Origin of the sequence: Streptomyces sp. NBC_00572 (assembly GCF_026341815.1) — a bacterium.
Taxonomy (GTDB): domain Bacteria; phylum Actinomycetota; class Actinomycetes; order Streptomycetales; family Streptomycetaceae; genus Streptomyces.
In genome coordinates this window covers 4,923,285-4,949,732 of sequence record NZ_JAPENX010000001.1, presented here as the reverse complement: position 1 = coordinate 4,949,732, position 26,448 = coordinate 4,923,285, and the positions used below count along the sequence as shown (strand labels likewise).

At 72.4% G+C, this 26,448-nt stretch carries 10 protein-coding genes; 2 read left to right on the top strand and 8 right to left on the bottom strand.

Annotated features, from left to right (window positions below; genetic code table 11):
• Positions 1-136: 136 nt before the first annotated feature.
• The 6 genes from OG514_RS22800 to OG514_RS22775 all read right to left on the bottom strand — a co-directional run bounded on the left by OG514_RS22800 (position 137) and on the right by OG514_RS22775 (position 22,965).
• Complete coding sequence (locus OG514_RS22800) at positions 137-10,444, bottom strand: non-ribosomal peptide synthetase (protein ID WP_266897603.1); 10,308 nt, start codon at positions 10,442-10,444, stop codon at positions 137-139.
• Positions 10,441-18,648: a non-ribosomal peptide synthetase gene (locus OG514_RS22795; protein WP_266897601.1), complete on the bottom strand. Its 8,208-nt coding sequence runs from the start codon at positions 18,646-18,648 to the stop codon at positions 10,441-10,443. Before OG514_RS22795 ends, OG514_RS22800 begins: the two co-directional genes overlap by 4 nt.
• A 105-nt stretch (positions 18,649-18,753) precedes the next feature.
• Positions 18,754-20,058: a glutamate synthase-related protein gene (locus OG514_RS22790; RefSeq protein ID WP_266897599.1), complete on the bottom strand. Its 1,305-nt coding sequence runs from the start codon at positions 20,056-20,058 to the stop codon at positions 18,754-18,756.
• A complete protein-coding gene (locus tag OG514_RS22785) occupies positions 20,055-21,077 on the bottom strand; it encodes an asparagine synthetase A (RefSeq protein WP_266897597.1) in 1,023 nt (340 codons plus the stop codon). Before OG514_RS22785 ends, OG514_RS22790 begins: the two co-directional genes overlap by 4 nt.
• A complete protein-coding gene (locus tag OG514_RS22780; RefSeq protein ID WP_266897595.1) occupies positions 21,074-22,408 on the bottom strand; it encodes a methylaspartate mutase in 1,335 nt (444 codons plus the stop codon). Before OG514_RS22780 ends, OG514_RS22785 begins: the two co-directional genes overlap by 4 nt.
• A complete protein-coding gene (locus tag OG514_RS22775) occupies positions 22,405-22,965 on the bottom strand; it encodes a cobalamin B12-binding domain-containing protein (protein ID WP_266897593.1) in 561 nt (186 codons plus the stop codon). Before OG514_RS22775 ends, OG514_RS22780 begins: the two co-directional genes overlap by 4 nt.
• A 300-nt stretch (positions 22,966-23,265) precedes the next feature.
• On the opposite strand from OG514_RS22775, the gene OG514_RS22770 reads away from it, so the two are divergent.
• Together OG514_RS22770 and OG514_RS22765 are read left to right on the top strand one after the other, a co-directional pair.
• Complete coding sequence (locus tag OG514_RS22770; RefSeq protein ID WP_266897591.1) at positions 23,266-23,535, top strand: hypothetical protein; 270 nt, start codon at positions 23,266-23,268, stop codon at positions 23,533-23,535.
• Positions 23,536-23,692: 157 nt separating this feature from the next.
• Positions 23,693-23,905, top strand: coding sequence for an MbtH family NRPS accessory protein (locus tag OG514_RS22765; RefSeq protein ID WP_055602877.1), 213 nt, complete (start codon positions 23,693-23,695; stop codon positions 23,903-23,905).
• 90 nt (positions 23,906-23,995) lie between these two features.
• Here the strand turns inward: OG514_RS22765 and OG514_RS22760 are convergent, their stop codons facing one another.
• Together OG514_RS22760 and OG514_RS22755 are read right to left on the bottom strand one after the other, a co-directional pair.
• The gene (locus OG514_RS22760) at positions 23,996-24,919 is read right to left on the bottom strand and encodes an ornithine carbamoyltransferase (RefSeq protein WP_266897586.1); all 924 of its coding nucleotides are present in this window, start codon (positions 24,917-24,919) and stop codon (positions 23,996-23,998) included.
• 53 nt (positions 24,920-24,972) lie between these two features.
• Positions 24,973-26,346, bottom strand: coding sequence for a helix-turn-helix domain-containing protein (locus OG514_RS22755; protein WP_266897584.1), 1,374 nt, complete (start codon positions 26,344-26,346; stop codon positions 24,973-24,975).
• Between the last annotated feature and the right edge of the window lie 102 nt (positions 26,347-26,448).

The following is a 26,448-nucleotide window of genomic DNA, read 5'->3' as shown; positions in this document are numbered from 1 at the left end:
GGGTCCGAGTCCGGGTGCAGACAGGCCGGACGCACCGGGACCGAGTCCGGGTGCAGACAGGCCGGACACACAGGGGCCCGTACGGCCGCGAAGCAGCCGTACGGGCCCCTGTGCACGCCCCTCGCGTCCTCGTCGTTCAGATCCGGGCAGGTCGCAGTCTGCGGGCCAGGACCCGGCCGATCGCCCGCAGCGGCTCCGCCTCGGTCATCCGGGCGTGCTCGCAGTCGACGGCGAACTCCTCGACACGGCCGCTCACGTACGGCGCCCAGGCCTCGGCGCCCGAGGAGGGAGCCGGAGTGCCGGTGGCGTCGAAGAACACCGCGTCGCCGCCGAAGCGGACGTCCGGCACGTACCGGTAGCGCATCCGCAGGTTGTCGAGGGTGGCCGCCACGACGGCCGCCGCCTGCGCGTGCTCAAGGGCGCCGAGCACCGGGTCCGACCGGCGCAGCGCCTCGGCGAGTTCACCGATGTCCGGCGCCGTGTCCGCACAGCGCACCGCGATCGCCTCACCGGCGGAGCCGAGCAGGGCGGTCAGCACGTGCCGGCCGTCGATCTCCGGCGCACGGAATCCGTCGGGCAGCGGATAGGAGTCGAGGAGCGCAAGCAGGGCGACCTCCTCCCCCGCCGCTTCGAGACGGGCGGCGACGGCGTGCGCGACCAGACCGCCGAAGGACCAGCCGAGCAGGTGGTACGGGCCCTGCGGCTGGATCCTGCGGATCTCGGCGAGGTAGTCGTCGGCCATCTCCTCGATGGAGGTCGGCGCGTCGTGCGGGCCGCCGAGCCTCCGCGCCTGGAGCGCGATGACCGGCCGGTCCTGGTCGAGGTGGGGCAGCAGACCGGCGTACCCCCAGCTCATCCCGGACACGGCGTGGACGCAGAACAGCGGCGGTTCACCGGAGTTCGCCTCCGTGACGGCCCGGATGGGCAGCACGGTGCCGAGGGGGTCTTCGCCGCTGCCCGCCGCGATCTGCTCGGCGAGCAGGGCCGGGGTGGGACTCCGGAACAGATCGCTGATGGTGATGCGGGTGTCCCAGACGGCACGGATGCGGCTGATGAGCCGGGTGGCGCGGAGGGAGTGTCCGCCGCGGTGGAAGAAGTTGTCGTCGATGCCGACGGAGTCGAGTCCGAGGTTGTCGGCGAACAGCCCGCAGAGAATCTCTTCGGCGGGGTTACGGGGAGCTCGTCCGCCTTCCGAGCCGGTGGTGTCGTCGGGAGCGGGCAGCGCCCGGCGGTCGAGCTTGCCGTTGACCGTACGGGGCAGGGCCTCCAGGACGACGAAGGCAGAGGGCACGAGGTGCTCGGGCAGTCGGGCGGCGACGTGCCGGCGCAGCTCCTCCGGCGCCGCTTCCCCGACCACGTACGCGACCAGGCGCTTGTCGCCCGGCCGGTCCTCCCGTACGACAGCGGCGGCCTGGACCACCGAGGCGTGTGCCATCAGGGCGGCCTCGATCTCGCCCGGCTCGATCCGGAAGCCGCGCAGCTTGATCTGCTCGTCACCACGGCCCAGATACTCAAGGGCGCCCTGCTTGTTCCAGCGGGCCAGGTCACCCGTGCGATACATCCGCGCGCCCTCGGGACCGTAGGGGTTGGCGACGAAACGGTCCGCCGTCAGCGCCGGCTGACCGATGTACCCGTGCGCGAGACCATGCCCGGCCACGTACAGCTCACCGGGAACACCCGGGGCCACCAGCTCCAGGTTCTCGTCCAGGACGTAGGCGTGCTTACCGGCGAGGGGACTGCCGACCGGGATGCTTGCCGCGCCCGCGAGACCCGGCTCGATCACGAACGCCGTCGTGAACCCCATGCTCTCCGCCGGCCCGTAACCATTGAGCAGGTGCAGCCGGGGGTGGTCGGCCAGCGCCCTGGCCGTATGGGTCGGGGACGCCGCTTCACCGGCGGTCATGGCCTCCTTGACGTGGGCGAAGGTCCGCGGGTGCTCGTCGAGCATGTGGTTGAAGAGGCTCGCGGACATCTGGAGCGAGGTGATCCGGTGCTGTTCCACCAGCTCTGCGATCAGGTGGGGATCGGTGTGCTGACCGGGCTGGAGGACGCACACGCCGCCGTGCAGCAGCGGACCGAACACCTCAAGGGCGAAGGCGTCCCACGAGACCGGCGAGCACTGCAGGAAGGTCTGTTCCGGACCGAAGGCCAGATAGTCCGGGCCGACGAACGTCGCCGCCAGCGCCCGGTGCGAGGCCATCACGCCCTTCGGCAGACCCGTCGAACCCGACGTGAACATCACGCAGGCGACGGCTTCGGGCGATCCGCCGGTCTCCACGGCAGCCCCGGAAAGTCCACTGACCTCGGCGATCTCCGCCGTCAGATCGACGACCGCCGCGCCCGTGGACAGCATCGGCAGATGCGTCTGGGTGATCAGAGCAGTCGGGGCCACCTGCTCAAGGACACCGTTCAACCGCTCCACCGGGAACAGCGGGTCCAGCATCGTGTACCCGGCACCCGCCTTCAGTACGGCAAGCAACGCGGCCACCATCTGCGGCGAACGCTCCACGTGCACACCCACCAGGTCACCGGGCCGCACACCCCGGCCCGTCAGATGACGTGCCAGCCGGTTCGACCAGACGTCCAGCTCCCCGTACGACACCACCTGGTCCTCGAAGACCAGGGCCGTCGCCTCCGGCGACCGCGCCGCCTGCCCCGCGAACAGACCGTCCAGACCGAGTTCGGGGCCGGCGGTCCGTGCGCCGGACCAAGCGGTGAGCTGCTTCCGCTCGTCCTCCTGAAGGAGCGGTATCGAGCCGACGTTGACGTCGGGGTCGGTCGCCGCGGACTCCAGGAGGAGCAGCATGCGCTGCAACACGCGCTCGATCGTGCCGCGTTCGTAGAGGTCGGTGGCGTACTCGACGGTGATGTCCAGCCCGTCCGGGCTGCCGTCGGCCGCACGCCGCTCGCCGAAGGCGAAGGTCAGGTCGAACTTCGCGATCCGCAGCTCCGGAGCCACGAACTCAGCCCGCAGATCCCCGAGTCCAGGTGCGCCCACCGCCGTGTCACCCACGGTGAGCATCACCTGGAACAACGGATGCCGGGAAGCCGAGCGCTCCGGGTTGAGCACCTCGACGAGCCGGTCGAACGGAAGGTCCTGATGAGCCCAAGCGGAAAGATCCGTCTCCCGCACCCGGCCCAACACCTCACGGAAGGTGGGATCACCACCCACATCCGTACGCAGAACCAACGTGTTGACGAAGAAGCCCACGAGATCGTCGAGAGCCTGATCCGTCCGCCCCGCGACCGGCGAACCGATCGGGACGTCACTGCCGGCACCACACCGTGAGAGCACGGTGGCGACAGCGGCCTGAGCGACCATGAACAGGGTGGTTCCGGTCTCACGCGCCAGCCCGGTCAGAGCAGCGTGCGTGTGTGCGGTGGCTGTCACCTCGTGGGTGGCCCCGCGATAAGAGGCGACGGCCGGCCGGGGCCGGTCCGCAGGGAGGGTCGCCTCTTCGGGCAGTGCGGCCAACTGCTGTCGCCAGAAGGCGATCTGGCGCTCCTCGTCGATGGCGAGGAGGCTCCGCTGCCACAGGGTGTAGTCGGCGTACTGGACGGGGAGCGGCGCCCATGCGGGGGCGGCGCCCGCGCCGCGGGCCGTGTACGCCGTGGCGAGGTCCCGCAGGAGCGGGCCGTTCGACCAGCCGTCGGAGGCGATGTGGTGCATCACCACCAGAAGCACGTGCTTCCCGGGGGACAGCTCCAGCAGGTCCGCGCGGATGGGCAGATCCGTGGAGAGGTCGAAGGTGGTGCCGGACAAGGCGGCCAGCACCTGGGGCAGGGACTCCTCCGTCACCGGGGTCACCGGGAGCGCGAGGTCGGTCGCCGCGAGAGAGCGGATCGCCTGGTGGGGCGAGCCACCCTCGGAGGGGAAAGAGGTCCGGAGGGATTCGTGGCGTGCGACGACGTCGACGAGCGCGAGGCGCAGCGCCTCCACGTCGAGGCCACCGGTGAGCCGTACGGCCAGGGGAATGTTGTACGTGGGGGAGGGACCCTCCATCTGGTCGAGGAACCACAGGCGTTGCTGGGCGGAGGAGAGCGGGAGCCGCTCGGGCCGCTCCCCTGCCACCAGCGCGGGTCGCTCTTCCTCGCCGCCGCCGCTCACCGCGATCAGCTCGGCGAGCCGTGCCACGGTCGGGTGCTGGAAGATCTCCCGCACCCCGAGCCGTACGCCGAAGGCGTCGCGGATCCGGGAGGTGAGTTTGGTGGCGCGGAGGGAGTGTCCGCCGCGGTGGAAGAAGTTGTCGTCGATGCCGACGGAGTCGAGTCCGAGGTTGTCGGCGAACAGCCCGCAGAGAATCTCTTCGGCGGGGTTACGGGGAGCTCGTCCGCCTTCCGAGCCGGTGGTGTCGTCGGGAGCGGGCAGCGCCCGGCGGTCGAGCTTGCCGTTGACCGTACGGGGCAGGGCCTCCAGGACGACGAAGGCAGAGGGCACGAGGTGCTCGGGCAGTCGGGCGGCGACGTGCCGGCGCAGCTCCTCCGGCGCCGCTTCCCCGACCACGTACGCGACCAGGCGCTTGTCGCCCGGCCGGTCCTCCCGTACGACAGCGGCGGCTTGCACGACCGAGGAGTGCGCCATCAGGGCCGCCTCGATCTCACCGGGTTCGATACGGAAACCGCGCAGCTTGACCTGCTCGTCACCGCGACCCAGGTACTCCAGGGCACCCTGCTTGTTCCACCGGGCCAGGTCACCGGTCCGGTACATCCGCGCACCGGCAGGGCCGTACGGATTCGCGACGAATCGGTCCGCCGTCAGCATCGGCTGACCGATGTAACCGTGGGCGAGACCGTGCCCCGCGACGTACAACTCCCCCGGCACACCCGGAGCCACCAGCTCCAGACTCGCGTCCAGGACGTACGCGTGCTTGCCCGCCAGTGGACCACCCACCGGAATGCTCGCCGCACCGGCGGCCACCCCCGGCTCGATCACGAACACCGTCGTGAACCCCATGCTCTCCGCCGGACCGTAACCGTTCAGCAGATGCAGCTGCGGGTGGTCGGTGAGGGCGCGGGTGACGTGCGCGGGTGAGGCGGCCTCGCCCGCGGTCATGGCCTCGCGGATCCCCCTGAAGACCGCCGGGTACTCGTCGAGCATGTGGTTGAAGAGGCTCGCGGACATCTGGAGCGTGGTGACCTGGTGCCGCTCCACCAGCTCCGCGATGAGGAACGGGTCCGTGTGCTGACCGGGCTGGAGGACACAGACTCCGCCGTGCAGCAGCGGACCGAAGACCTCCAGGGCGAAGGCGTCCCACGAGACCGGCGAGCACTGCAGGAAGGTCTGTTCCGGACCGAAGGCCAGATAGTCCGGGCCGACGAACGTCGCCGCCAGCGCCCGGTGCGAGGCCATCACGCCCTTCGGCAGACCCGTCGAACCCGACGTGAACATCACGCACGCCACCGACTCCGGAGACCCGCCCGTCTCCACCGCCGCGCCCGACAGCCCGCTCACCTCGGCGATGTCGGCGGTCAGGTCGACGACCACCGCGCTCGTGGACAGCGTCGACAGATGCGTCTGGGTGATCAGCGCGGCCGGCGCCACCTGCTGCAACACCCCGTTCAGCCGCTCGACGGGGAACAGCGGGTCCAGCATCGTGTAACCGGCGCCCGCCTTCAGGACGGCGAGGAGTGCGGCCACCATCTGCGGCGAACGCTCCACATGCACGGCCACGAGGTCACCGGGGCGTACGCCCCGGCCCGTCAGATGGCGTGCCAGGCGGTTCGACCAGACGTCCAGCTCCCCGTACGACACCACCTGGTCCTCGAAGACCAGGGCCGTCGCCTCCGGCGACCGCGCCGCCTGCCCGACGAACAGACCGTCGAGGCCCAGACGGGGCGCGTCGGTGGCCGGTCCCGACCACTCGGTCAGACGCCCGTCCTCCTCGTCGCTGAGGAGCTCCAGCCGGGAGATCGGCCGGTCGGGGTCGGTCACCGCGTCCGTCAGGAGGCGGGTGAGGCGATGCGCGACGGCCTCGGCCGTGGCGCGTTCGTAGAGGTCGGTGGCGTACTCGACGGTGATGTCCAGCCCGTCCGGGCTGCCGTCGGCCGCACGCCGCTCGCCGAAGGCGAAGGTCAGGTCGAACTTCGCGATCCGCAGCTCCGGAGCCACGAACTCAGCCCGCAGGTCCCCGAGTCCAGGTGCGCCCACCGCCGTGTCACCCACGGTGAGCATCACCTGGAACAACGGATGCCGGGAAGCCGAGCGCTCCGGGTTGAGCACCTCGACGAGCCGGTCGAACGGAAGGTCCTGATGAGCCCAAGCGGAAAGATCCGTCTCCCGCACCCGGCCCAACACCTCACGGAAGGTGGGATCACCACCCACATCCGTACGCAGAACCAACGTGTTGACGAAGAAGCCCACGAGATCGTCGAGAGCCTGATCCGTCCGCCCCGCGACCGGCGAACCGATCGGGACATCTGTGCCGGCACCACACCGTGAGAGCACGGTGGCCACGGCGGCCTGGGCCACCATGAAGGCGGTGGTGCCGGTCTCCCGTGCGAGCCCGGTCAGCGCCCGGTGGACCGGGGCGGGGCAGGACACGGTGAAGGTGGCGCCCTGGTAGGAGGCGACGGCGGGCCGGGGCCGGTCCGCCGGCAGCGTGGCCTCCTCCGGGAGGTCCGCCAAAGCCTCCCGCCAGTGGTCGAGTTGGGGAAGCTGTTCGGCGCCGAGGAGATCGCGCTGCCACAGCGTGTAGTCGGCGTACTGGACGGGGAGCGGCGCCCATGCGGGGGCGGCGCCCGCGCCGCGGGCCTCGTAGGCGCGGGCGAGGTCGGCGAAGAAGGGGGCGTTCGACCAGCCGTCGGAGGCGATGTGGTGGGTGACGACCACGAGGACGTGCTCCTCGGTCCCCAGCTCGAACAGGGTCGTGCGGATCGGCAGTTCGGCGGTGAGGTCGAAGACCTTGGCGCTCTCCTCGGCGAGCAGTGCGGGGAGGTGCTCCTCCGCCGCCTTCGCCGTCGTCAGGGGTACGTCGATCCCGTCGGCGGCGAGGACGTGCTGGTGGGCCTCGCCGTCGGCGGTCCGGAAGACGGTCCGCAGGGATTCGTGGCGTACGACGACGTCGGTGAGCGCGAGACGCAGGGCGTCCGGGTCGAGGGTGCCGGTGAGCCGTACGGCCAGCGGGATGTTGTAGGTGGCTGACGGGCCTTCCAACTGGTCGAGGAACCAGAGGCGTTGTTGGGCGGACGACAGCGGCACCCGTTCGGGGCGGTCCTGGACCGTCAGTGCGGGGCGGGCCGGTTCGCCGCTGCCGGCGGCCACCAGCTCGGCGAGCTGGGCCACGGTCGGGTGCTGGAAGATGTCGCGCACGGTGATCCGCGTACCGAGGGCGGCGCGGATGCGGCTGACCAGCCGGGTGGCGAGCAGGGAGTGGCCGCCGAGCCGCAGGAAGTGGTCGTCGACGCTGACGGAGGCCCGGCCGAGGACGTCGGCGAAGAGGCCGCACAGCACCTCCTCGACGGGGTTGCGCGGGGCCCGTCCGTCGCTCTCGCCGGTCAGCACGGGCTGCGGCAGGGCACGGCGGTCGAGCTTGCCGTTGCCGGTCAGCGGCAGGGCGTCCAGGACGACGAAGGCGGACGGGACCATGTACTCGGGCAGGGCGTCGACGGCGTGACCGCGGAGGGCGCCGGTGTCGACCGCGTCGCCTCCGTTGCCGACGACGTAGGCGACGAGTCGCTTGTCCCCCGGCCGGTCCTCGCGGACGATCACCGCGGCCTGCGCCACCGCGGCGTGGGCCACGAGCGCCGACTCGATCTCGCCCGGTTCGATGCGGAACCCGCGCAGCTTCACCTGCTGGTCCGCACGCCCCAGGTACTCGATCTCGCCCTCCCGCGACCAGCGCACGAGGTCACCGGTCCGGTACATCCGGGATCCGGCGGCGGAGCCGTACGGGTCGGCGACGAACCTTTCGGCGGTCTGGGCCGGGCGGCCCAGGTAGCCGCGGGCGAGGCCGGCGCCCGCGATGTACAGCTCGCCGGGGACTCCGGGCGCGACCAGGCCGAGGTGGTCGTCGAGGACGTACAGACGGGTGTTGTCGAGGGGGCGGCCGATGGGCAGCGCGCCGTCGTAGTCGAAGGGCCGGCGGACCGGGTGCGAGGTCGCGAACGTCGTCGTCTCCGTCGGACCGTAGCCGTTGACCACGGTCAGGTCCGGGCAGGCCTCCATCACCCGGCGTACGGCCTCCGGCGGCACCACGTCGCCGCCCGTCCACACCTCTCCGAGGCCCGCGAACGCGGCCGGGTCCTCCTCCGCCACCAGCCGGAACAGACCCGCGGTCAGCCACAGGCCGGTGATCGACTCCTCGGCGAGGACGGACGCCATCGCCGCCGTGTCGAGGACGCCGGGCGGGGCGACCGCCACGGTGCCGCCCGTCAGCCACGGCACCCACAGTTCGTAGGTCGTGGCGTCGAAGGTGTGCGGGGAGTGGAAGAGCACGCGCGCGTGGGCGGGCCGGGTCCAGCGCCGGTCCAGGGCGAGTTCGGCGACGTTGCGGTGGGTGATGGCGACGCCCTTCGGCACACCCGTCGAGCCCGAGGTGAACATCACGTAGAGCCACTGGTCGGGGTGGGTGGTGACCTCGGGGGCAGTCTCCGGGTGGGCGGCGAGCGCCGGGTCCCGGTCGAGGCCGTCGACCAGGACGGTCCGTACGCCGGTCGTCTCGGTGAGGATCTCGTGGTCGGCGAGCGCCGGGTCGACGAGCAGCACGGGCGCGGCCGTGTCGGCGAGGATGCGGGCGAGCCGGGAGGCCGGGTCGACGGAGTTGAGCGGGGCGTACACACCGCCGGCCTTGGTGATGGCGAGGAGGGACAGGACCAGGTCGACCGAGCGTTCCATCAGGACGGCGACGACGGTCTCGGGCCCGACTCCGAGCGAGGCCAGGTGGTGCGCGAACCGGTTGGAGAGGGCGTCGACCTCGGCGTACGTGTAGCCGCGGCCGGCCTGGGTGAGGGCCACCGCGTCCGGGGTGCGGACGGCCTGCTCGGCGAAGAGGGCGGCGAGCGAGGCGTCCGGTACGGGGGTGGCGCGGCCGGTCCGGGTGTCCAGGAGCAGGGTGCGCTCGGCCTCGTCGAGCAGGTCGAGACCGGACAGCGGTGTGTCGGGGTGGGCGACGGCCTCGGTGAGCAGCCGGCCGAGCCGGGCGAGCAGGGCTTCGACGGTCTCGGGGTCGTACAGGTCGGTGGCGTACTCGGCGGTGATGTCGAGACCGCCGGGGCGGCCTTCGTCGGTGAGGTGCTCGTCGAATCCGACGGTGAGGTCGAACTTGGCGGTGCTGGTGGGCGAGTACTCGGCGCGCGTCGTGAGGCCGGGGAAGTCGGCGCCGGCGGACGAGGTCCCCGCTTCGGCCGCTCCCGCCTGCACCAGGGTCAGCATCACCTGGAAGAGGGGGTGCCGGTCGCCGGTGCGCTCGGGGTTGAGGGCCTCGACGAGCCGGTCGAAGGGCAGGTCCTGGTGCGCCCAGGCGGCCAGGTCGGTGGCCCGCACCCGCTCCAGGAGCTCCCGGAAGGTCGGGTCGCCGCTGACGTCGGTGCGCAGCACCAGCGTGTTCACGAAGAAGCCCACGAGGTCGTCGAGTGCCTCGTCGGTGCGGCCCGCGACCGGGGAGCCGACCGGGACGTCGCTCCCGGCGCCGGAGGCGGCCAGCACGGTCGCGAGCGCCGCCTGCGCCGCCATGAAGAGGGTGGCGCCGCTCCCCCGGGCCAGCTCGACGAGCGCCGCGTGGGTCGCGGGCGGGCAGTGGAGGGTGCGGGTGTCGCCGCGGTAGGAGGCGACGGCGGGGCGCGGCCGGTCGGTCGGCAGGGTGGCCTCGGCGGGAAGTCCGGCCAGCCGCTCGCGCCAGTAGCCGATCTGCCGGGCCATGACGCTGTCCTCGGCGTCGGCCTCGCCCAGCAGTTCGTGCTGCCAGAGGGTGTAGTCGGCGTACTGGATCTCCAGGGGGTCCTGCTCGGGGGCGCGGCCGGCGGTGCGGGCCCGGTAGGCGTGGGCGAGGTCGCGCAGCAGCGGGGCGATGGACCAGCCGTCGGAGGCGATGTGGTGCATGACGACGAGCAGGACGTGCTCGTCGTCGTCCGCGTCCGCCTGCCCGTCCTCCTTCGTGAGGCGGATCAGGCGCGCCTCCACCGGGAGGTCGACGGCCAGGTCGAAGACATGGGCCGACTCGGCCGCGAGGACCTCCGGGAGGGTCTCCTCGGTGGCCGTGAGGACGGGCAGGTCGAGCCGTACGTCCGCGGCCTCGCGTATCTCCTGGTAGGGGGTGCCGTCGCGCTCCGGGTAGACGGTGCGCAGGCTCTCGTGCCGGGTGACGACGTCGGCGAGGGCCCGGGTCAGCGCCTCGGTGTCGAGGGCGCCGGTGAGGCGGAGGGCCAGCGGGATGTTGTAGGTCGCCGACGGGCCCTCCAGCTGGGCGAGGAACCACAGGCGCTGCTGGGCGTATGACAGGGGAATCACTGGGAGGCTCCCATCCGGCGCATCGGCCGCAGCTTGGGTCGCGCGGTCTCGGCGCGGTCGAGTCGCTCGGCCAGGGCGGCCACGTTCGGGTTCTCGAAGAGGGCGGGGACGGGGAGTTCGGCCCCGAGGGCGGTGCGGATCCGGCTGATCAGCCGGGTGGCGAGCAGCGAGTGCCCGCCGAGGCGGAAGAAGTCGTCGTCGATGGTGACGGCGGGGACGCCGAGGACGTCGGCGAACAGCCCGCACAGGACTTCCTCGCGCGGGTTGCGCGGCTGTCGGCCGGTGCTGACGGTCGCGGCGGGCGGTGCCGGTAGGGCGCGGCGGTCGACTTTGCCGTTGGAGGTCAGCGGCAGGGCGTCCAGGACCAGGAAGGCGGACGGGACCATGTAGTCGGGCAGGAGCATGTCGGCGTGGGTGCGCAGCAGGTCGGGGTCCGGTGCGGGGGCGGTGCCGGCGTGTCCGACGAGGTAGGCGACGAGCCGCTTGTCGCCGGGACGGTCCTCGCGGACGATCACGGCGGCCTGCGCCACGGAGTCGTGGGCGGCCAGGGCGGACTCGATCTCCCCGGGTTCGATGCGGAACCCGCGCAGCTTCACCTGCTGGTCCGCACGCCCCAGGTACTCGATCTCGCCCTCCGGCGACCAGCGGACGAGGTCCCCGGTCCGGTACATCCGCGACCCCGGCGGCCCGTACGGGTCGGCGACGAACCGTTCGGCGGTGAGCGCCGGCCGGTCCAGGTAGCCCTGGGCGAGTCCTGTGCCCGCGATGTACAGCTCGCCCTGGACGCCGGCGGGCAGCAGACCGAGGTGTTCGTCGAGGACGTAGAGGCGGGTGTTGTCGAGGGGGCGGCCGATGGGCAGCGCTCCCGTGTAGTCGAAGGGCCGGTGGAGGGGGTGGGACGTCGCGAACGTCGTCGTCTCCGTCGGTCCGTAGACGTTGAACACGGTCAGGTCCGGGCAGGCCTCCATCACTCGGCGTACCGCGTTCGGCGGCACCACGTCACCGCCCGTCCACACCTCCCCGAGGCCCGCGAAGGCGCCGGGATCCTCCTCGGCGACCAGCTGGAACAGGCCCACCGTCAGGAACATTCCGGTGACCGATTCCTTCGCGAGGACCGTGGCGAGCGCCGCGGTGTCGAGCAGGCCGGGCGGGGCGACGACGACGGTGCCGCCGGACAGCAGGGGTGTCCACAGCTCGTACGTCGTCGCGTCGAAGGCGAGCGGCGAGTGCAGCAGGACGCGGCGGTGGGCGTCGCCGGTGAACCGGGTCTCGGCGGCCAGTTCGGCGATGTTGCGATGGGTGACGGCGACGCCCTTGGGCACACCGGTCGATCCGGAGGTGAACATCGCGTAGGCGAGTTGCTCGGGGTGGACGTCGACCTCGGGGTCGGTGTCGGGCATGCCCGAGGACGGCTGATGGAGCGTCATGGCTCGTGCGCCCGGCGGAAGTTCGATGCCCGAGGAGTCGCGGTCGGTGACGAACAGGGATCCGCCGGACATCCGCACGATGAGCTCGATGCGGTCCGCCGGATAGCGGGTGTCCAGCGGTATGTACACCGCGCCCGCCTTCACCACGGCGAGGATCGCCACGACGGCTTCCAGGGATCGTTCGAGGAAGAGGACGACCCGCGAGCCGGGTCGCACGCCCTCGGCGATCAGCCGGTGGGCCAACCGGTTGGCACGCCGGTCGAGTTCCGCGTACGTCAGCCGCTCCCCGCCCAGAGTGACGGCGACGGCCTCGGGGGTGCGGGCGACCTGCGCGGCGAACAGCTGCGGCAGCGAGGTGGCCGGGCGGGAGTGCGGGGTGCCGTGCCAGGTGTCGAGGAGCCGCGTCCGCTCGTCGTCGGCCAGGACGTCGAGCTCTCCGATCGGTACGTCGGGGGCGCCTGCCGCGGCTTCGAGGAGCCGGACCAGACGGGCGGTGACGGCCGAGACGCTGCCCGCCTCGTAGAGGTCGGTGGCGTACTCGACGGTGATGCCGAGGCCGGCCGGGCCGCCGTCGGCCGCCCGGTGCTCGTGGAACGTGAACGTGAGGTCGAACTTGGCGATGTCGAGGGCGGTGAACTCCGACTCGACCCGCAGGCCGGGGAGTTGTGGTACGGGACCGGCCGCGTCGGTGACCGACAGCATGACCTGGAAGAGGGGGTGGCGGGCGGCGGAGCGCTCGGGGTTGAGGGTCTCCACGAGCCGGTCGAAGGGCACGTCCTGGTGCGCCCAGGCGGCCAGGTCGGTGGCCCGCACCCGCTCCAGGAGCTCCCGGAAGGTCGGGTTGCCGCTGACGTCGGTGCGCAGCACCAGCGTGTTCACGAAGAAGCCGACCAGGTCGTCGAGTGCCTCGTCGGTCCGTCCTGCGACCGGTGAGCCGAGCGGGATGTCGGCTCCGGCGCCGGAGCGCGACAGGAGGACCGCGGTGGCCGCCTGCGCCACCATGAAGAGGGTCGTGCCGTTCTCGCGGGCCAGCCGGGTGAGCGCGGTGTGCAGGTCCGCGGGGCACTGGACGGTGAGGGAGGCGCCTCGGTACGAGGCGGTGGCCGGCCGCGCCCGGTCGGCGGGCAGCGTCACCTCCTCCGGGAGCCGTTCGAGGACCTCGCGCCAGTGGTCGAGCTGTCGCTCCTCGTCGGCGGCGAGCAGCGCCTGCTGCCACAGGGCGTAGTCGGCGTACTGGACGGGCAGCGGCTCCCAGTCGGGCGCCGTGCCCTGGGTGCGGGCCGTGTAGGCGGCGCCGAGGTCCCGCATGAGGGGCGTGTTGGACCAGCCGTCGGAGGCGATGTGGTGGGTCACGAGGAGCAGGACGTGCTCGTCGTCCGCGAGCCGCACCAGGTCGGCGCGGACGGGCAGTTCGCGGGCCAGGTCGAAGGTCGTGGCGGACAGGTCGCGCAGCACCGCGGGCAGCGCCTCGCTCGTCGCCGGGATGACCGGCAGGTCGAGCCGTACCTCGGCCGCCGGCACGACCACCTGGTGGGGTGTGCCCTGCTCGACGGGGAAGACGGTGCGCAGCGCCTCGTGCCGCCCGACGACGTCGGCCAGGGCGAGCCGCAGCGCGTCGGCGTCGACGGTGCCGGTGAGGCGTACGGCGAGGGGGATGTTGTACGTCGCCGAGGCGCCCTCCATCTGGTCCAGGAACCAGAGCCGCCGCTGGGCGGCGGACAGCGGCACCCGCTCGGGCCGTACGCCCGCCACCAGGGCCGGGCGTCGGCCCTGACCGTCGGCACCGGTATCGGCGTCGGCGAGGAACTCCGCGAATCCGGCGACGGTGGGGCAGCGGAAGAGGTCCCGTACGGACACCTGCGCACCGAGCGTGTGCCGGATGCGGCTCACCAGCCGCGTACCGAGCAGGGAGTGTCCGCCGAGGCGGAAGAAGTCGTCGTCGATGGAGACCGCGGGCAGTCCGAGCGCGTCGGCGAACAGCCCGCACAGCACTTCCTCGACGGGGGTGCGGCCCTGCCGGCCGCCGGGTCCGGTGCCGAGGCGGGGTGCGGGCAGGGCGCGGCGGTCGAGCTTGCCGTTGGCGGTCAGCGGGAGGACGTCGAGTTCGACGAACGCGGAGGGCACCATGTACTCGGCGAGCCGCTGCGCGCAGTGCCGACGGAGACTGTCGGTGTCGATACGGGTCCCGGGCGCGGGGACGACGTAGGCGACGAGTCGCTTGTCGCCGGGCCGGTCCTCGCGGACGATCACGGCGGCCTGGGCCACGGAGTCGTGGGCGAGAAGCGCGGTCTCGATCTCGCCGAGTTCGATGCGGAAACCACGCAGCTTCACCTGCTGGTCCGCACGCCCCTCGAAGACGATCTCACCGAACTCGTTCCACCGGGCCAAATCCCCGGTCCGGTACATCCGCTCCCCGGCCGGACCGAAGGGATCCGCGACGAACCGCTCGGCACTGAGCGCCGACCGGCCCACATACCCCCGGGCCAGATGACTGCCGGCGACATACAGCTCCCCCACCACACCCGGAACCACCGGACGCAGACCCTCATCGAGGACGTACATCCGGGTGTTGGCCATCGGCACACCCAGATGCAGCCGCTCCACCACCCGCTCCCCCGACCCGAAGGCCTGGTAACTGCAGAACACCGTCGACTCCGTCGGCCCGTACGCGTGCACCACCGACGTACCCGGGCAGGACTCAAGCACCCGCCGCAGAGCCGGGGCCGAGAGCACGTCACCACCCGTCCAGATCTCCGAGAGCCCGGCGAGCGACTCCACCGCCTCCGACGCCATCGCGTCGAAGAGGGCCGTCGTAAAATACACCGCCGAGATCCGCTGTCCGACGAGGGCCTCGCCCAGCTCGGCGATGTCCACCTTCGGCGCGCTCAGCACCACTGCAGTCCCACCGCTCAGCAGCGGCACCCACAGCTCGTACGTCGACGAGTCGAACGCGAGAGGCGAGTACGCAAGGACCCGGCGGTGCCGCTGACCCGACCCCCACCAGGGATCCAGCGCCAACTCCACGACGTTCCGGTGGGTGTTCGCCACGCCCTTCGGCACACCGCTCGAACCCGACGTGTACATCACGTACGCCAACTGATCGGGGTGGGTCGCCAGTTCAGGCGTCCCTGCGACGTCCTCGCCGAGGAGCGCCCGCACATCAGGAGCCGGAATCGTGTCCACCTCTCGCGCGAACTCCACATCCCGGGCCGCACGATCGGTGACAAGGAGCGGGGCGCCGGTGTCCGAGAGGATGAACGCGAGGCGCTCCTCCGGCTGGCGCGGGTCGAGCGGCACGTACGCGCCGCCCGCCTTGAGCACGGCGAGGACCGCGACCACGAACTCCGGCGACCGGTCGAGGAAGAGGCCCACGGCCGCACCCGGCCGGACACCGCGCTCGGCCAGGCGGACGGCGAACACGTCCGAGGCGCGGTCGAGTTCGCGGTACGTCACCTCCTGCTGCCCGCACACCAGCGCCACGGCGTCCGGCGTCCGTGCGGCCTGGGCGGCGAACAACTCGTGCAGCGCACCCTCGGGGAGACGGACAGCGGTGTCGTTGTAGTCGGCGAGCAGGACGTGGCGCTGCGCCGTGGAGAGGAGTTCGATGTCGGCGATCTTGACGTCCGGGTCGGCGATCACGGCGTCCAGGACCCGCGCGAGCCGTTCGCCGGCCGCCTCGACGGTGTCGGGGTCGTACAGGTCGGTGGCGTACTCCAGGACGATGTCCAGGCCGCTGGGGTGGCCGACCCGGTCGCGGTGCTCGTAGAAGTTGACGGTGAGGTCGAACTTGGCGATGCCCGCGCTCAGTTGCCGGGTCTCGGCGCGCACGCCCGGCAGCCGGGGCGCGGCCTCGGCGGCCTCGGCGAGGGTGAGCATGACCTGGAAGAGGGGGTGGCGGGCGGCGGAGCGCTCAGGGTTGAGGGTCTCGACGAGCCGGTCGAAGGGCAGGTCCTGGTGGGCCCAGGCGGCCAGGTCGGTCTCCCTGACCCGGTCGAGGAGTTCCCGGAAGGTCGGGTCGCCCGAGGCGTCGGTGCGCAGCACGAGGGTGTTGACGAAGAACCCGACGAGGTCCTCCACCGCCTCGTCGGTGCGCCCCGCGACGAGTGAGCCGAGGGGGATGTCGGTGCCCGCCCCGGAACGGGACAGCAGGGCCGCGGTGGCCGCCTGCGCGACCATGAACAGGGTCACGCCGTGTTCCCTGGCCAGGGTGCTGAGCGCCTGGTGGGTCTCGGCCGGGCAGTGCACGGTGTGGGTGGCGCCGCGGTAGGAGGCCACGACGGGGCGGGGCCGGACGGTGGGCAGCGTGACCTCGGTGGGCAGCTGGGCGAGCGCCTCGCGCCAGTGGGCGAGCTGGTTCTCCTCCTGGTCGGCGAGCAGGTCCCGCTGCCACAGGGCGTAGTCGGCGTACTGGGCCGGCAGCGGCTCCCAGTCGGGCGCCGTGCCCTGGGTGCGGGCCGTGTAGGCGGCGCCGAGGTCCCGCATGAGGGGCGTGTTGGACCAGCCGTCGGAGGCGATGTGGTGGAAGACGAGGACGAGCACGCTCCGGGTCGGCGTCAGCTCCAGGAGCACGGTGTGCAGGGGGAGTTCGGTGGCCAGGTCGAAGAGGTGGGCGGTCTCCTCCGCGAGCCGGGCGGGCAGCTCGTCCTCGGTGACGGAGGCGACGGTGAGCGGCACGGTCACCTCGTCGGGGTCGGCGATGTGCTGGTGCGGCTCGCCCTCGTGCACCGGGTAGCTGGTGCGGAGGACCTCGTGGCGGGCGATCACGTCCCCGAGTGCCTGCCGCAGGGCCTCCTGGTCGACGGTGCCGGTGAGGTGTACGGCGAGGGGGATGTTGTAGGTGGCGGACGGGCCCTCCATCTGGTCGAGGAACCAGAGGCGGCGCTGGGCGGCCGAGAGCGGGAGGTCGTCGTCGGGTCGGCCGGTGGCGGTGAGCGCGGGGCGCGGGGCCTGACCGGTGCCGGAGGTGATCCGCCGGGCGAGCCCGGCGACGGTCGGGCTCTGGAAGAAGTCGGGCAGGGAGAGGCCGGTGGCCAGGGCGGTACGGATGCGGCCGACGAGGCGGGTGGCGAGCAGGGAGTGTCCGCCGAGGAGGAAGAAGTCGTCGTCGATGGAGACCGCGGGCACCCCGAGGGCCTCGGCGAACAGCCCGCACAGCACCTCCTCGGCGGGTGTACGGGGCACCCTTCCGCCGGAGCCGCCGAGCGCCGGTGCGGGAAGGGCGCGCCGGTCGAGCTTGCCGTTGGCGGTCAGCGGGAGTTCGGCGAGCTCGACGAAGGCGGAGGGGACCAGGTACTCGGCGAGGCGGGCGGCGGTGTGGCCGTGGAGGGCGTGGGTGTCGACGCGGCCGCCCGAGGCGGGGACGACGTAGGCGACGAGTCGCTTGTCGCCGGGCCGGTCCTCGCGGACGATCACGGCGGCCTGGGCGACCGAGGCGTGCTCCACCAGTACCGTCTCGATCTCGCCGAGTTCGATGCGGAAACCACGCAGCTTCACCTGCTGGTCCGCACGCCCCTCGAAGACGATCTCACCGAACTCGTTCCACCGGGCCAAATCCCCGGTCCGGTACATCCGCTCCCCGGCCGGACCGAAGGGATCCGCGACGAACCGCTCGGCACTGAGCGCCGACCGGCCCACATACCCCCGGGCCAGATGACTGCCGGCGACATACAGCTCCCCCACCACACCCGGAACCACCGGACGCAGACCCTCATCGAGGACGTACATCCGGGTGTTGGCCATCGGCACACCCAGATGCAGCCGCTCCACCACCCGCTCCCCCGACCCGAAGGCCTGGTAACTGCAGAACACCGTCGACTCCGTCGGCCCGTACGCGTGCACCACCGACGTACCCGGGCAGGACTCAAGCACCCGCCGCAGAGCCACCGGTGACAGGACGTCGCCGCCCGTCCAGATCTCCGAGAGCCCGGCGAGCGACTCCACCGCCTCCGACGCCATCGCGTCGAAGAGGGCCGTCGTGAAATACACCGCCGAGATCCGCTGTCCGACGAGGGCCTCGCCCAGCTCGGCGATGTCGATCTTGGGGGTGGTCAGGACGACCGCGGTCCCGCCGCTCAGCAGCGGCACGAACAGCTCGTAGGTGGAGGAGTCGAAGGCCGGCGGCGAGTACGCGAGCACCCGGCGGTGCCGCTCCCCCGACCCCGACCCCCACCACGGATCGAGCGCCAGCTCGACCACGTTCCGGTGGGTGTTCGCCACACCCTTCGGCGTACCGCTCGAACCCGACGTGTACATCACGTACGCCAACTGGTCCGGGTGGACGGCCACATCGAGCGCGGCCACGTCGTCCCGCTCCGGAACGGTCACGGCGTCCGTGAGCCGCAGCACGGGCAGGTCGCCGGCGAAGGCCACGTCCCGCTCGTCGCGGTCGGTGAGGAGGAGTACGGCTCCGGTGTCGGCGAGGATGAACGCCCGGCGCTCCTCGGGCTGGCGCGGGTCGAGCGGCACGTACGCGCCGCCCGCCTTGAGCACGGCGAGAACCGCGACCACGTAGGCGAGGGAGCGGTCCTGGTAGAGGCCGACGCCGTCGCCGGGCCGTACGCCCCGGTCCCGCAGCCGGTGGGCCAGGGCCGTGGCGGCCGAGTCCAGCGCACGGTAGCTGAGTTCGCGTTCCCCGCACACCAGCGCCACGGCGTCCGGCGTCCGTGCGGCCTGGGCGGCGAACAACTCGTGCAGGGCGCCCTCGGGGAGCCGCACGGCGGTGCTGTTGTACGCGTCGATGTCGACGGCGGGAGCCTGGACGGAGTGCTGGTGAGACATCTTCTCGACACCATTCTCGAAGGTTCGGGCGGATACGGGTTTCGCGGCGTGCCGGACGTCCCGTACGGCCACGACTGGGAATCGCGTGTGTGGTGCTGAGGCGGGCTAGGTCGACCGAGGGGCGCCGAGGGGCGCCGAGGCCTGTTCCCACCGGTCCGGCAGGAGCAGGTCCTCGGGGTGCAGGCCGTTCACGTGGTACTTGCCGACCGCGCTGGTCAGCATGCGCAGTTCGAGGGCGAGGGCCTCGACGAGACGGGTCAGGCCCGCCTCGCGGTCCTCGTCGACGGCGAGCAGCGCGGCGCGGCCGAGGCCGACGGCGCGGGCGCCGAGCGCGAGGGCCTTGACGGCGCGGGTGCCCTCCCACATGCGTCCGCTGGCGAGGAGGCAGTGGTCGGTGCGGCCGACGCGGCGCAGGCAGTCGGCGAGCGGCAGGCCGACATGGGTGAGGAAGCCGGTGGGGGCCCAGGCGGTGCCGCCCTCCGCGCCGTCGACGGTGACGGAGTCCGCGCCGGCCGCCCAGGCGGTGGCCGCCGCGTGGGCGACGTCTCGGCCGGGGTGGAGCTTCACCCACACCCGGGCGCGGGGGAAGTTGTTGCGCATGAGGCGGATCTGCTGGCGCAGGATCTCCTCGGTGAAGGTGCCGGGGCTGGCGACCCGGAGCACCTGGTCGCTTCCGGCGCCGAACACCTCGTCGAGCGAGTACTGCTCGGCGACCTGGCCCGCCGCCTCGCGGCCGAGCAGGGTGAGCCCGCCGAGTCCGGGCTTGGCGCCCTGGCCGACCTTGAGCTCGAAGGCGAGACGGCCGGTGGCGAGCAGGGGCTCGGTGACCGGGTCGCTGTAGACGAGGTTCCACACCTCGGCGTCGGCGTCCTCGGTGGACTGCTGGACGACGACGCCGCCGTGCTCGTCGTCGGCGGCCTCGGCGTAGGCGGCGATCCGGCCGAGCAGCGGGGAGGCGCCGGCCTCGCCGGCGCTGCGGTAGCCGTTGACGGGGACGACGTTCTCGCCGATGACCAGGGGGATGCCGAGCGCTCCGGCCTGCCGTCCCGCGGCCTCGCCGAGGTCGCGGCTGGCGACCCGGGTGGATCCGAACGCCGACACGTACAGCGGCAGTCGGCTGGTGAACCCGCCGATGACGGTGTCGAGTTCGACGTCGCTGTAGAGGGGTTCGCGGGCGAGGTCGATGAGCTTCTTCAGCCGCTCGGGCATGAAGACGGGCGGCACGATCCGGATCCGCTCAAGGACGTCGTCCGGGTCGTACGGGGCGCGGTCCCGGGACGGGCCGGGGACGGCGCCGAGGAGTCCGGTGCCGTAGCCCGCCTCGGCGGGGAAGACCGCCCCGGCGCCGTGCCGGGCGCGCAGCCGGACCTGCTCCTCGGGGAAGCCGTCCGCGACGAGTGCGGTGCTCACGCCGACACCACGCCGGGGAGCTTCGGGTAGGCGCTGGCCTGCCAGGCGGCCTGCCGTCCGGTGACGTAGCGGGTGAAGCGCTCCAGACCGATGCCGAAACCGGAGCTGGCGGGGATGCCCCGGCGGGCCAGGTCCAGGTACCAGCCGTACTTGGCGGGGTTCTCGCCGGTCTCCCGCATGCGGGTGACGAGGGTGGCGTAGTCGTGCTCCCGCTCGCTGCCGCTGGCCAGCTCGCCGTACCCCTCGGGTGCGATGAGGTCGAAGTTCCGCAGGACACCGGGCTGTTCGGCGTTCTCCTTGTCGTAGAAGCCGCGGGAGCCCTTGGGGTAGTCGGTGATGAAGAAGGGGCGGTCCGCGCGGGCGGAGACGATCTCCTCGGCCTGCCAGTCGATCTCGGCGGCGGGGTCCTGGGGGTGGCCGAGGCCGATCAGCTCGGCGGTGGCCTGCTGGTGGCCGACGCGGCCGAAGGCTCCGACGAGCACCTCGCGCAGGGCGTCGGCGTCGCGGCCGAGCAGGTCGAGTTCGGCCGGCATGGTGGCGAGGACCTCGCCGACGACATGGCTGACCAGCTGCTCGGCGAGGGCCATCGCGTCCTCGCGGCGGGCGTCGCGGATCTCCACGTCGATCTGGTGGAACTCGGCGAGGTGGCGGTGGGTGACGGCCGTCTCAAGGGGTTCGAGCCGGACGTTGGGCGCGATGTAGAAGATCTTGTCGAAGGCGAGCAGCGAGGCCTGCTTGTAGAGGATCGCGCTCGTCATCATCTTGTACTTGTGGCCGTAGAAGTCGACGTCCACCTGCTTGGAGCCCCGGATGCCGGGGTCGGTCACCGGACCGATGATGGGCGGCAGCAGCTCCTGGAAGCCGCGGGCGGTCAGGAAGGCGCGGGTGGCGGTGAGCATGTGGCTCTGCACCCGCAGGGTCGCCCGGGTGAGCGGATCGGTCAGATGCGCGTCGGGCGACGCCGGGAACGGCAGGAGTGCCTCGTCCACGGCCTCGGCGATGATGACGGTCACGGTCATGCCTCCTGAAGGAGAAGGGCGTCGGCGGGGGTGCGGCCGGCGTCCTCGGGGTGGGCTGCGGAGTGGTGTACGGAGTGCTCGTCGAGCTGGTCGTAACGGCGCTGTACGAAGGTCAGCGCGTCGTGGAGTCCGGTCGCGGTGAGCCGGGTGCCGCGCCGTCCGGTGACCCGCCCGATGGGCATGGCCCCGATGTCCGACCAGGTCAGCCGGCCCGTCGCGTCGATGTGGCTGCGGGAGCGGCCGGCGTTGTCGGGATGCAGGCAGTAGGGGACGTCCAGGTAGCCGCGCTCGAAGGCCTTCAGCAGCGCGCGGCCGAGGTCGGTGTCCAGGTCGAGTACGGCGTCGACGAGGGCGCGGGCCTCGGCGTAGACGGGGTTGTCCGCGACGTCGTCGGCGTCCTCCGGGACCGAGGTCCCGGTCGTGGCGCGGTGGGCGGCGTCCGCCGCGATGCGCAGGGCCCGGACGTTCTCGGCGACGGTCGGGATGCGGTGGGCCTCGGCGGCGGTCTTCACGATGAGCCGCTGCGCGCCCGCCCGGACGGCGAGTTCGGCGGAGTCCTCCAGGAGGGCGTGGGCGCCGCGCGTGGTCCTCGGGTACACGCCCATGTAGGTGTAGACGACGATGTGCCAGTCGGTGTCCGGGAGGAGTTCGGCCGCGAGGCGGCGCAGTGCGCGGACCGCCTCCCGGTCCTGTGCGGGGCTGGTCTGTTGGGCGTAACTGAGCGAGACGGACCGCAGCCCGGCGCGGTGGAAGAACAGTCCTTCCAGGGCGCTGATCGCCACGAGCAGTCCCGGCGGGCAGAGTTGGCCGAGCATGCACCCGCCGAAGCTCTCCAGGTGCGGTTCGGCCCCGTCGGTGCGCAGGGCGGCCAGCCGCTCGCAGGTCTCCCGCCAGTTGCGGACGGAGTCGACGAGCGGGGTGCGGCCGTAGGGCAGGCAGTACGAGACCGGGCCGCCCTCGGTGGCGGTGAGGCCGAGGCGGGCGAGCGCGGCGACGATCCGCTGCGGGTGCGCGGAGCCGTGCCGGACCTGCACGGGGAAGCTCGCGTCGGCCAGTCCGTCCAGGACCCAGCGCGAGGTGTCCGGGCTGTAGGAGGTGATGGGGTAGCCGTTGAGCGGGACACCGCCGCCCAGGGCGCGGACGGCCGAGGGCTCGTCGCCGACCCGGGTGTAGCTGTCGATGGTGAGGGTGCCGGCGACGGCGTCGGCGGCGCCCTTGGTGGCGGCGAGACCGGCCCGCATCCGGGCGGGGGCGGAGAAGCCCATGCGGGGCTGGACCACGAGGGCGCCCCGGGCCCGGGCGGCGGCCACGAACCGTCCGAAGGACGTCACCGTGCCGCCCCTTCCAGCGGGGCGGCCGTAGCGGCCGGGACACGCTCGGCGGCCAGCCGGGCGACGAACGCCTCGAAGGCACCGAGGCCCAGGTCCTGCCCTTGATCCTGGCCCCTGCCCTGACCTCGACCCTGCCCCTGCCCCCGGTTCCCGCCCTCGCCCTGGTTCGGGTTCTCGTCCTCGGCTTCGGCCTCGCCCCGGCCCTCCTGGAAGACCGCGTCGAAGCCCGCCTCCAGGAGGCGGCGGCCGTGCCCGGCCCGGCCCTCAGCGCCGAGGACGCCCAGCTTGCCGCCGATGACGGCGGGCAGGCCGGCCAGCTCCCAGCGTGAGCGGATCGCCCGGATCAGCTGCTCGGCGTCCTGGAAGCCGTGGCCGTTGACGCTGCTGACCACCAGCAGGTCGGGCTGGTACTTGCCGCAGGACTCCACGATCTCGTCCTGGGGCACGCACGGGCCCAGGTTGATGACGTGGTGTCCCAGGTCTTCGATCAGCAGCTGGATGAATACGAGATTCCAGGTGTGCGCATCGGACGGCAGTCCGGTGACAACGACGTCCAACGGCCCGGATCGCTCTCGGGACGCCCATTCCGCAGTCTGCATCATCACTTCGTCCACATCGTGGGATGACAAGTGGGAGAAGGAGGTCCTGGATCGCTCGGAACTTCCCTTCGGCATCGATCGTAGGAACGCGGGACCCCGCCGACCGGCGCCCCGGGCGGCAGCCGGGCGGCAGTTGCCGGTCGCTGCCGCCGCCGTCTTCCCGGCCCGCCCTACAGTCGGATTCCGCCGCTCCGAAGCCCCGTCGGCCGGAGCGGAACGCGGGAGCACACGCGTCCGAGAACCCTGAGGAGTGGACCCATGTCCCAGATCGCCCCCGCCGCGGAACTGGCCGCGGCCCTGCGCGACGTCATGTCCGATGCCGATCGCCACGAGCCCCTGGGCGAGGCCAAGTTCGCGGTCCTGGAGGCGGCGATGCAGCTGATCGACGCCGACCGGCCGGAACTGGCGGACCAGCCCCGGCTGCGCACCGAGCTGCTGCGCGAGGCGCTCGGCTCGGTGCGTGCCGCCGCGGTCGCCACCGGGATCGCCGTCACGCGCGCCAACGAGGTGTCCCGCGTCCTCGTCTAGGGCCCCGCGCGCGGGGCCGGCCGCCCGGCACGAGGTCCGGGCGGGCTGCCGCCCAACTGCCGCCCCGGCTGCCCGAACCGGCGGACACGGTCTCGTAGCGTCGAGGCACCGGTGCGGCACCGGATCCCCGTTCCACGGAACCCACAGAGGTGAAGCCATGGCAACCAATCCGTTCGACGACGCCGACGGCCGTTTCGTCGTCCTGGCCAACGACGAGGGCCAGCACTCGCTGTGGCCCGCCCGGATCCGGCGCCCGGAGGGCTGGCAGCTGGTCCGCGAGGAGGGCAGCAAGCAGGAGTGCGCCGAGTACATCGAGGCCAACTGGACGGATCTGCGGCCCCGTTCGGTGGTCGCCGCGATGGGCGGCTGACGACCGTCGCTCACACGCGGGGGCGGCGTCGGTACCGGGTTCCCCGAACCCGTACCGACGCCGCCCCCGTCCGTTTCGGACCCGTGCCGCTCAGTTCTCGCCGACGACGCACCACTCCAGTACGGCCATCGCCGCCGTCATCTTGTGGTGGGCCTGCCGCCAGGCGAGACTGCGCTCCCCGTCGAGGACCTCGTCGGTGACCTCCTGGCCGCGTACGGCGGGCAGGTCGTGCAGGAAGACGGTGTCCGGTCCGCTGTACCGCTCGAAGAACTCCCGGTCGACGGCGAAGCCCTCGAAGGACGTCAGCCAGTCGGGGTCGGCCTTCGGCACGCCCATGGTCTGCCAGCGGCTCGTGTAGACGGCGTCGACGGGTCCTTCGACCGCGGCCGGGTCGGTGATCCGGCTCACCAGGTGGTCGGTGCCGCCGAGTTCGTCGACCAGGTCCATGGTGGTCTTGGGCACCTCGTAGCCCGCGGGGCTCAGCAGGGTGATCCGCAGCCCGGGGGTGAGCGCGCCGGCCAGCGCGAGGGCCGCGCCGGAGCTGTTGCCCTCACCGACGACGAGCACATGGCGTCCGGCGAGGTCACCGAAGTGCTCGGCGAGCGTGGTCAGGTCGGCGATCGCCTGCGTCGGGTGCTCGTCCAGGCTGAGGGCGTTGACGACGGCGAGGTCAGGGCTGCCGCCGAGGCGGCGCATCTCCGCCACGTCGCCGTTGGTGCGGACGACGAGCGCGTCGAGGTACTGGCCGAGGACCCGGCTGGTGTCCTCGACCGTCTCGCCGGTGGTCAGCTGGAGTTCGTCGGGTCCGAAGGTGATGACGTCGGCGCCCAGCCGGGTGGCCCCGGCCCAGAACGAAGTCCGGGTCCGGGTGGACGACTTGCGGAAGTAGACACCGATCTGACGTCCGGTCAACGGCTTGTCGTCGACGCCGCCGGTGCCGAACTCGACCGCGCGGGCGACGATTCGGGCGAGCTGCTCGGGCTTCAGGTCGGCGAGCGAGATCAGATTGCGCATGGCGGACGGGCCTTTCTTCGAGGAAGGGGAAACGGTGGGAGAGCGGGGTGTGTTCAGGAGGAGACGAGGGCCGCCGCCGGGACGAGCTGGGCGGCGCGTTCGGCGGCGAGCTGCCGCACCAGGTTGAGCACCCCGAACCGCGGGGTGCCGTCCTCCTCGCCGGGCAGCCGCCGGACGAGACCGCGCAGCATCAGCGCATGCACGTCGCGCACCACGGCGGCGGGGGGCGTCGACAGGCCGGCGGCGGCCTGGTCGGCGCTCCATCCGTCGGGGAGCAGGCTCAGGTCTCCGAGCAGCGCCGCCGGACCGTCGTCCAGCCGGTGCACGGCCGCCGACAGGAGTGCGGCGAGGCCCTCGCCGCCCGTCTCGCCGGCGGTCACGTCGTCCACGACGTCGAGCGGGGCGGTCAGGGCGATCCGCAGCAGTTCGGCGGGCGAGCGCAACAGCAGCCAGGACGCGGCGGCTTCCATGGCCCGGGGGACGCCGTCGAGGGCCCGGCTGAGGTGCACGACCGTGCGCACCAGGGAGTCCCCGGGCATCAGGTCGGGGCGCATGTGACCGACGTACGACAGCATGAGTTCGACGGCGGGCTGCCCGGCGGTCAGGGACGCTCCGGGCTGCGGTGTGCCGGTGCCGTCCGACGGTTCCGGGTCGGGTACGGGAAGCGGGCCGAGCGGCAGCATTCGGTTGCCCGGGGTGCGGTGCGGCTCCCGGGTGGTGATCAGCACTTTGAGGTGCTCGCAGACGTGCAGCAGTTCGAGGAGCGGGGGTGTGATGTGGGGGGTGGTGTCGTGGCCGTCGAGGACCAGCAGGGTGGCCCGGCCGCGTATCACGGAGGCTAGTTCGTCCAGGCCCCGGCCGCCGAGAGCCAGGGAGCGGGCCCAGCCCGTCAGCGCGGACCGCGGGCTGCGGGTACCGGCAGGCCCGGACGCCGGCGGAGCGGCTTCGTCCATGTCCACCCAGACGACGGGGGTCCGGTCGCGGCCGTGGAGCAACAGGGCCGCTTCCTGAGCCAGTCGGGTCTTGCCCACACCGGCCAACCCCACCACGCTGAGCAGACGTTCGTTCTCGGTGGCCAACAGTCCGGTCAGGGAGCGCAGTTCCTCGGCGCGGCCGACCAGTCGGCGCAACGGCTTCGGCGGCGGCGCCAGTTCCGCGCCGTACGCCTCGCGCATCACCGTGCCGGCCTCCGCCCCCTCGACGGCCAGTTCAAGGGCGGCGCGGCGGGCATCGCTCAGCCGCATGGCCCCGGCGAGCAGCCGGAGCGTCTCCCGACGCGGGTGCCGCACCCGCCCCTGCTCCAGATCGCGGATGGCCCGCACGCTGACGGTCGACAGGCCGGCCAGCTGCTCCTGGGTGATGCCGGCCCACTGCCGTGCCGCCCGCAGCTGTTCGGCGAGCCCGTCCGGCGATGCCTGCTCGGTCATGACCAGTCTCCTTGCTGCATGGGGGCCTCAGTCGCGAGGGCCGTGAAGGAGTCGGCCTCGTGGGTCATACGGTGGCGGGGCCGCTTACCGATCCCGTACCGC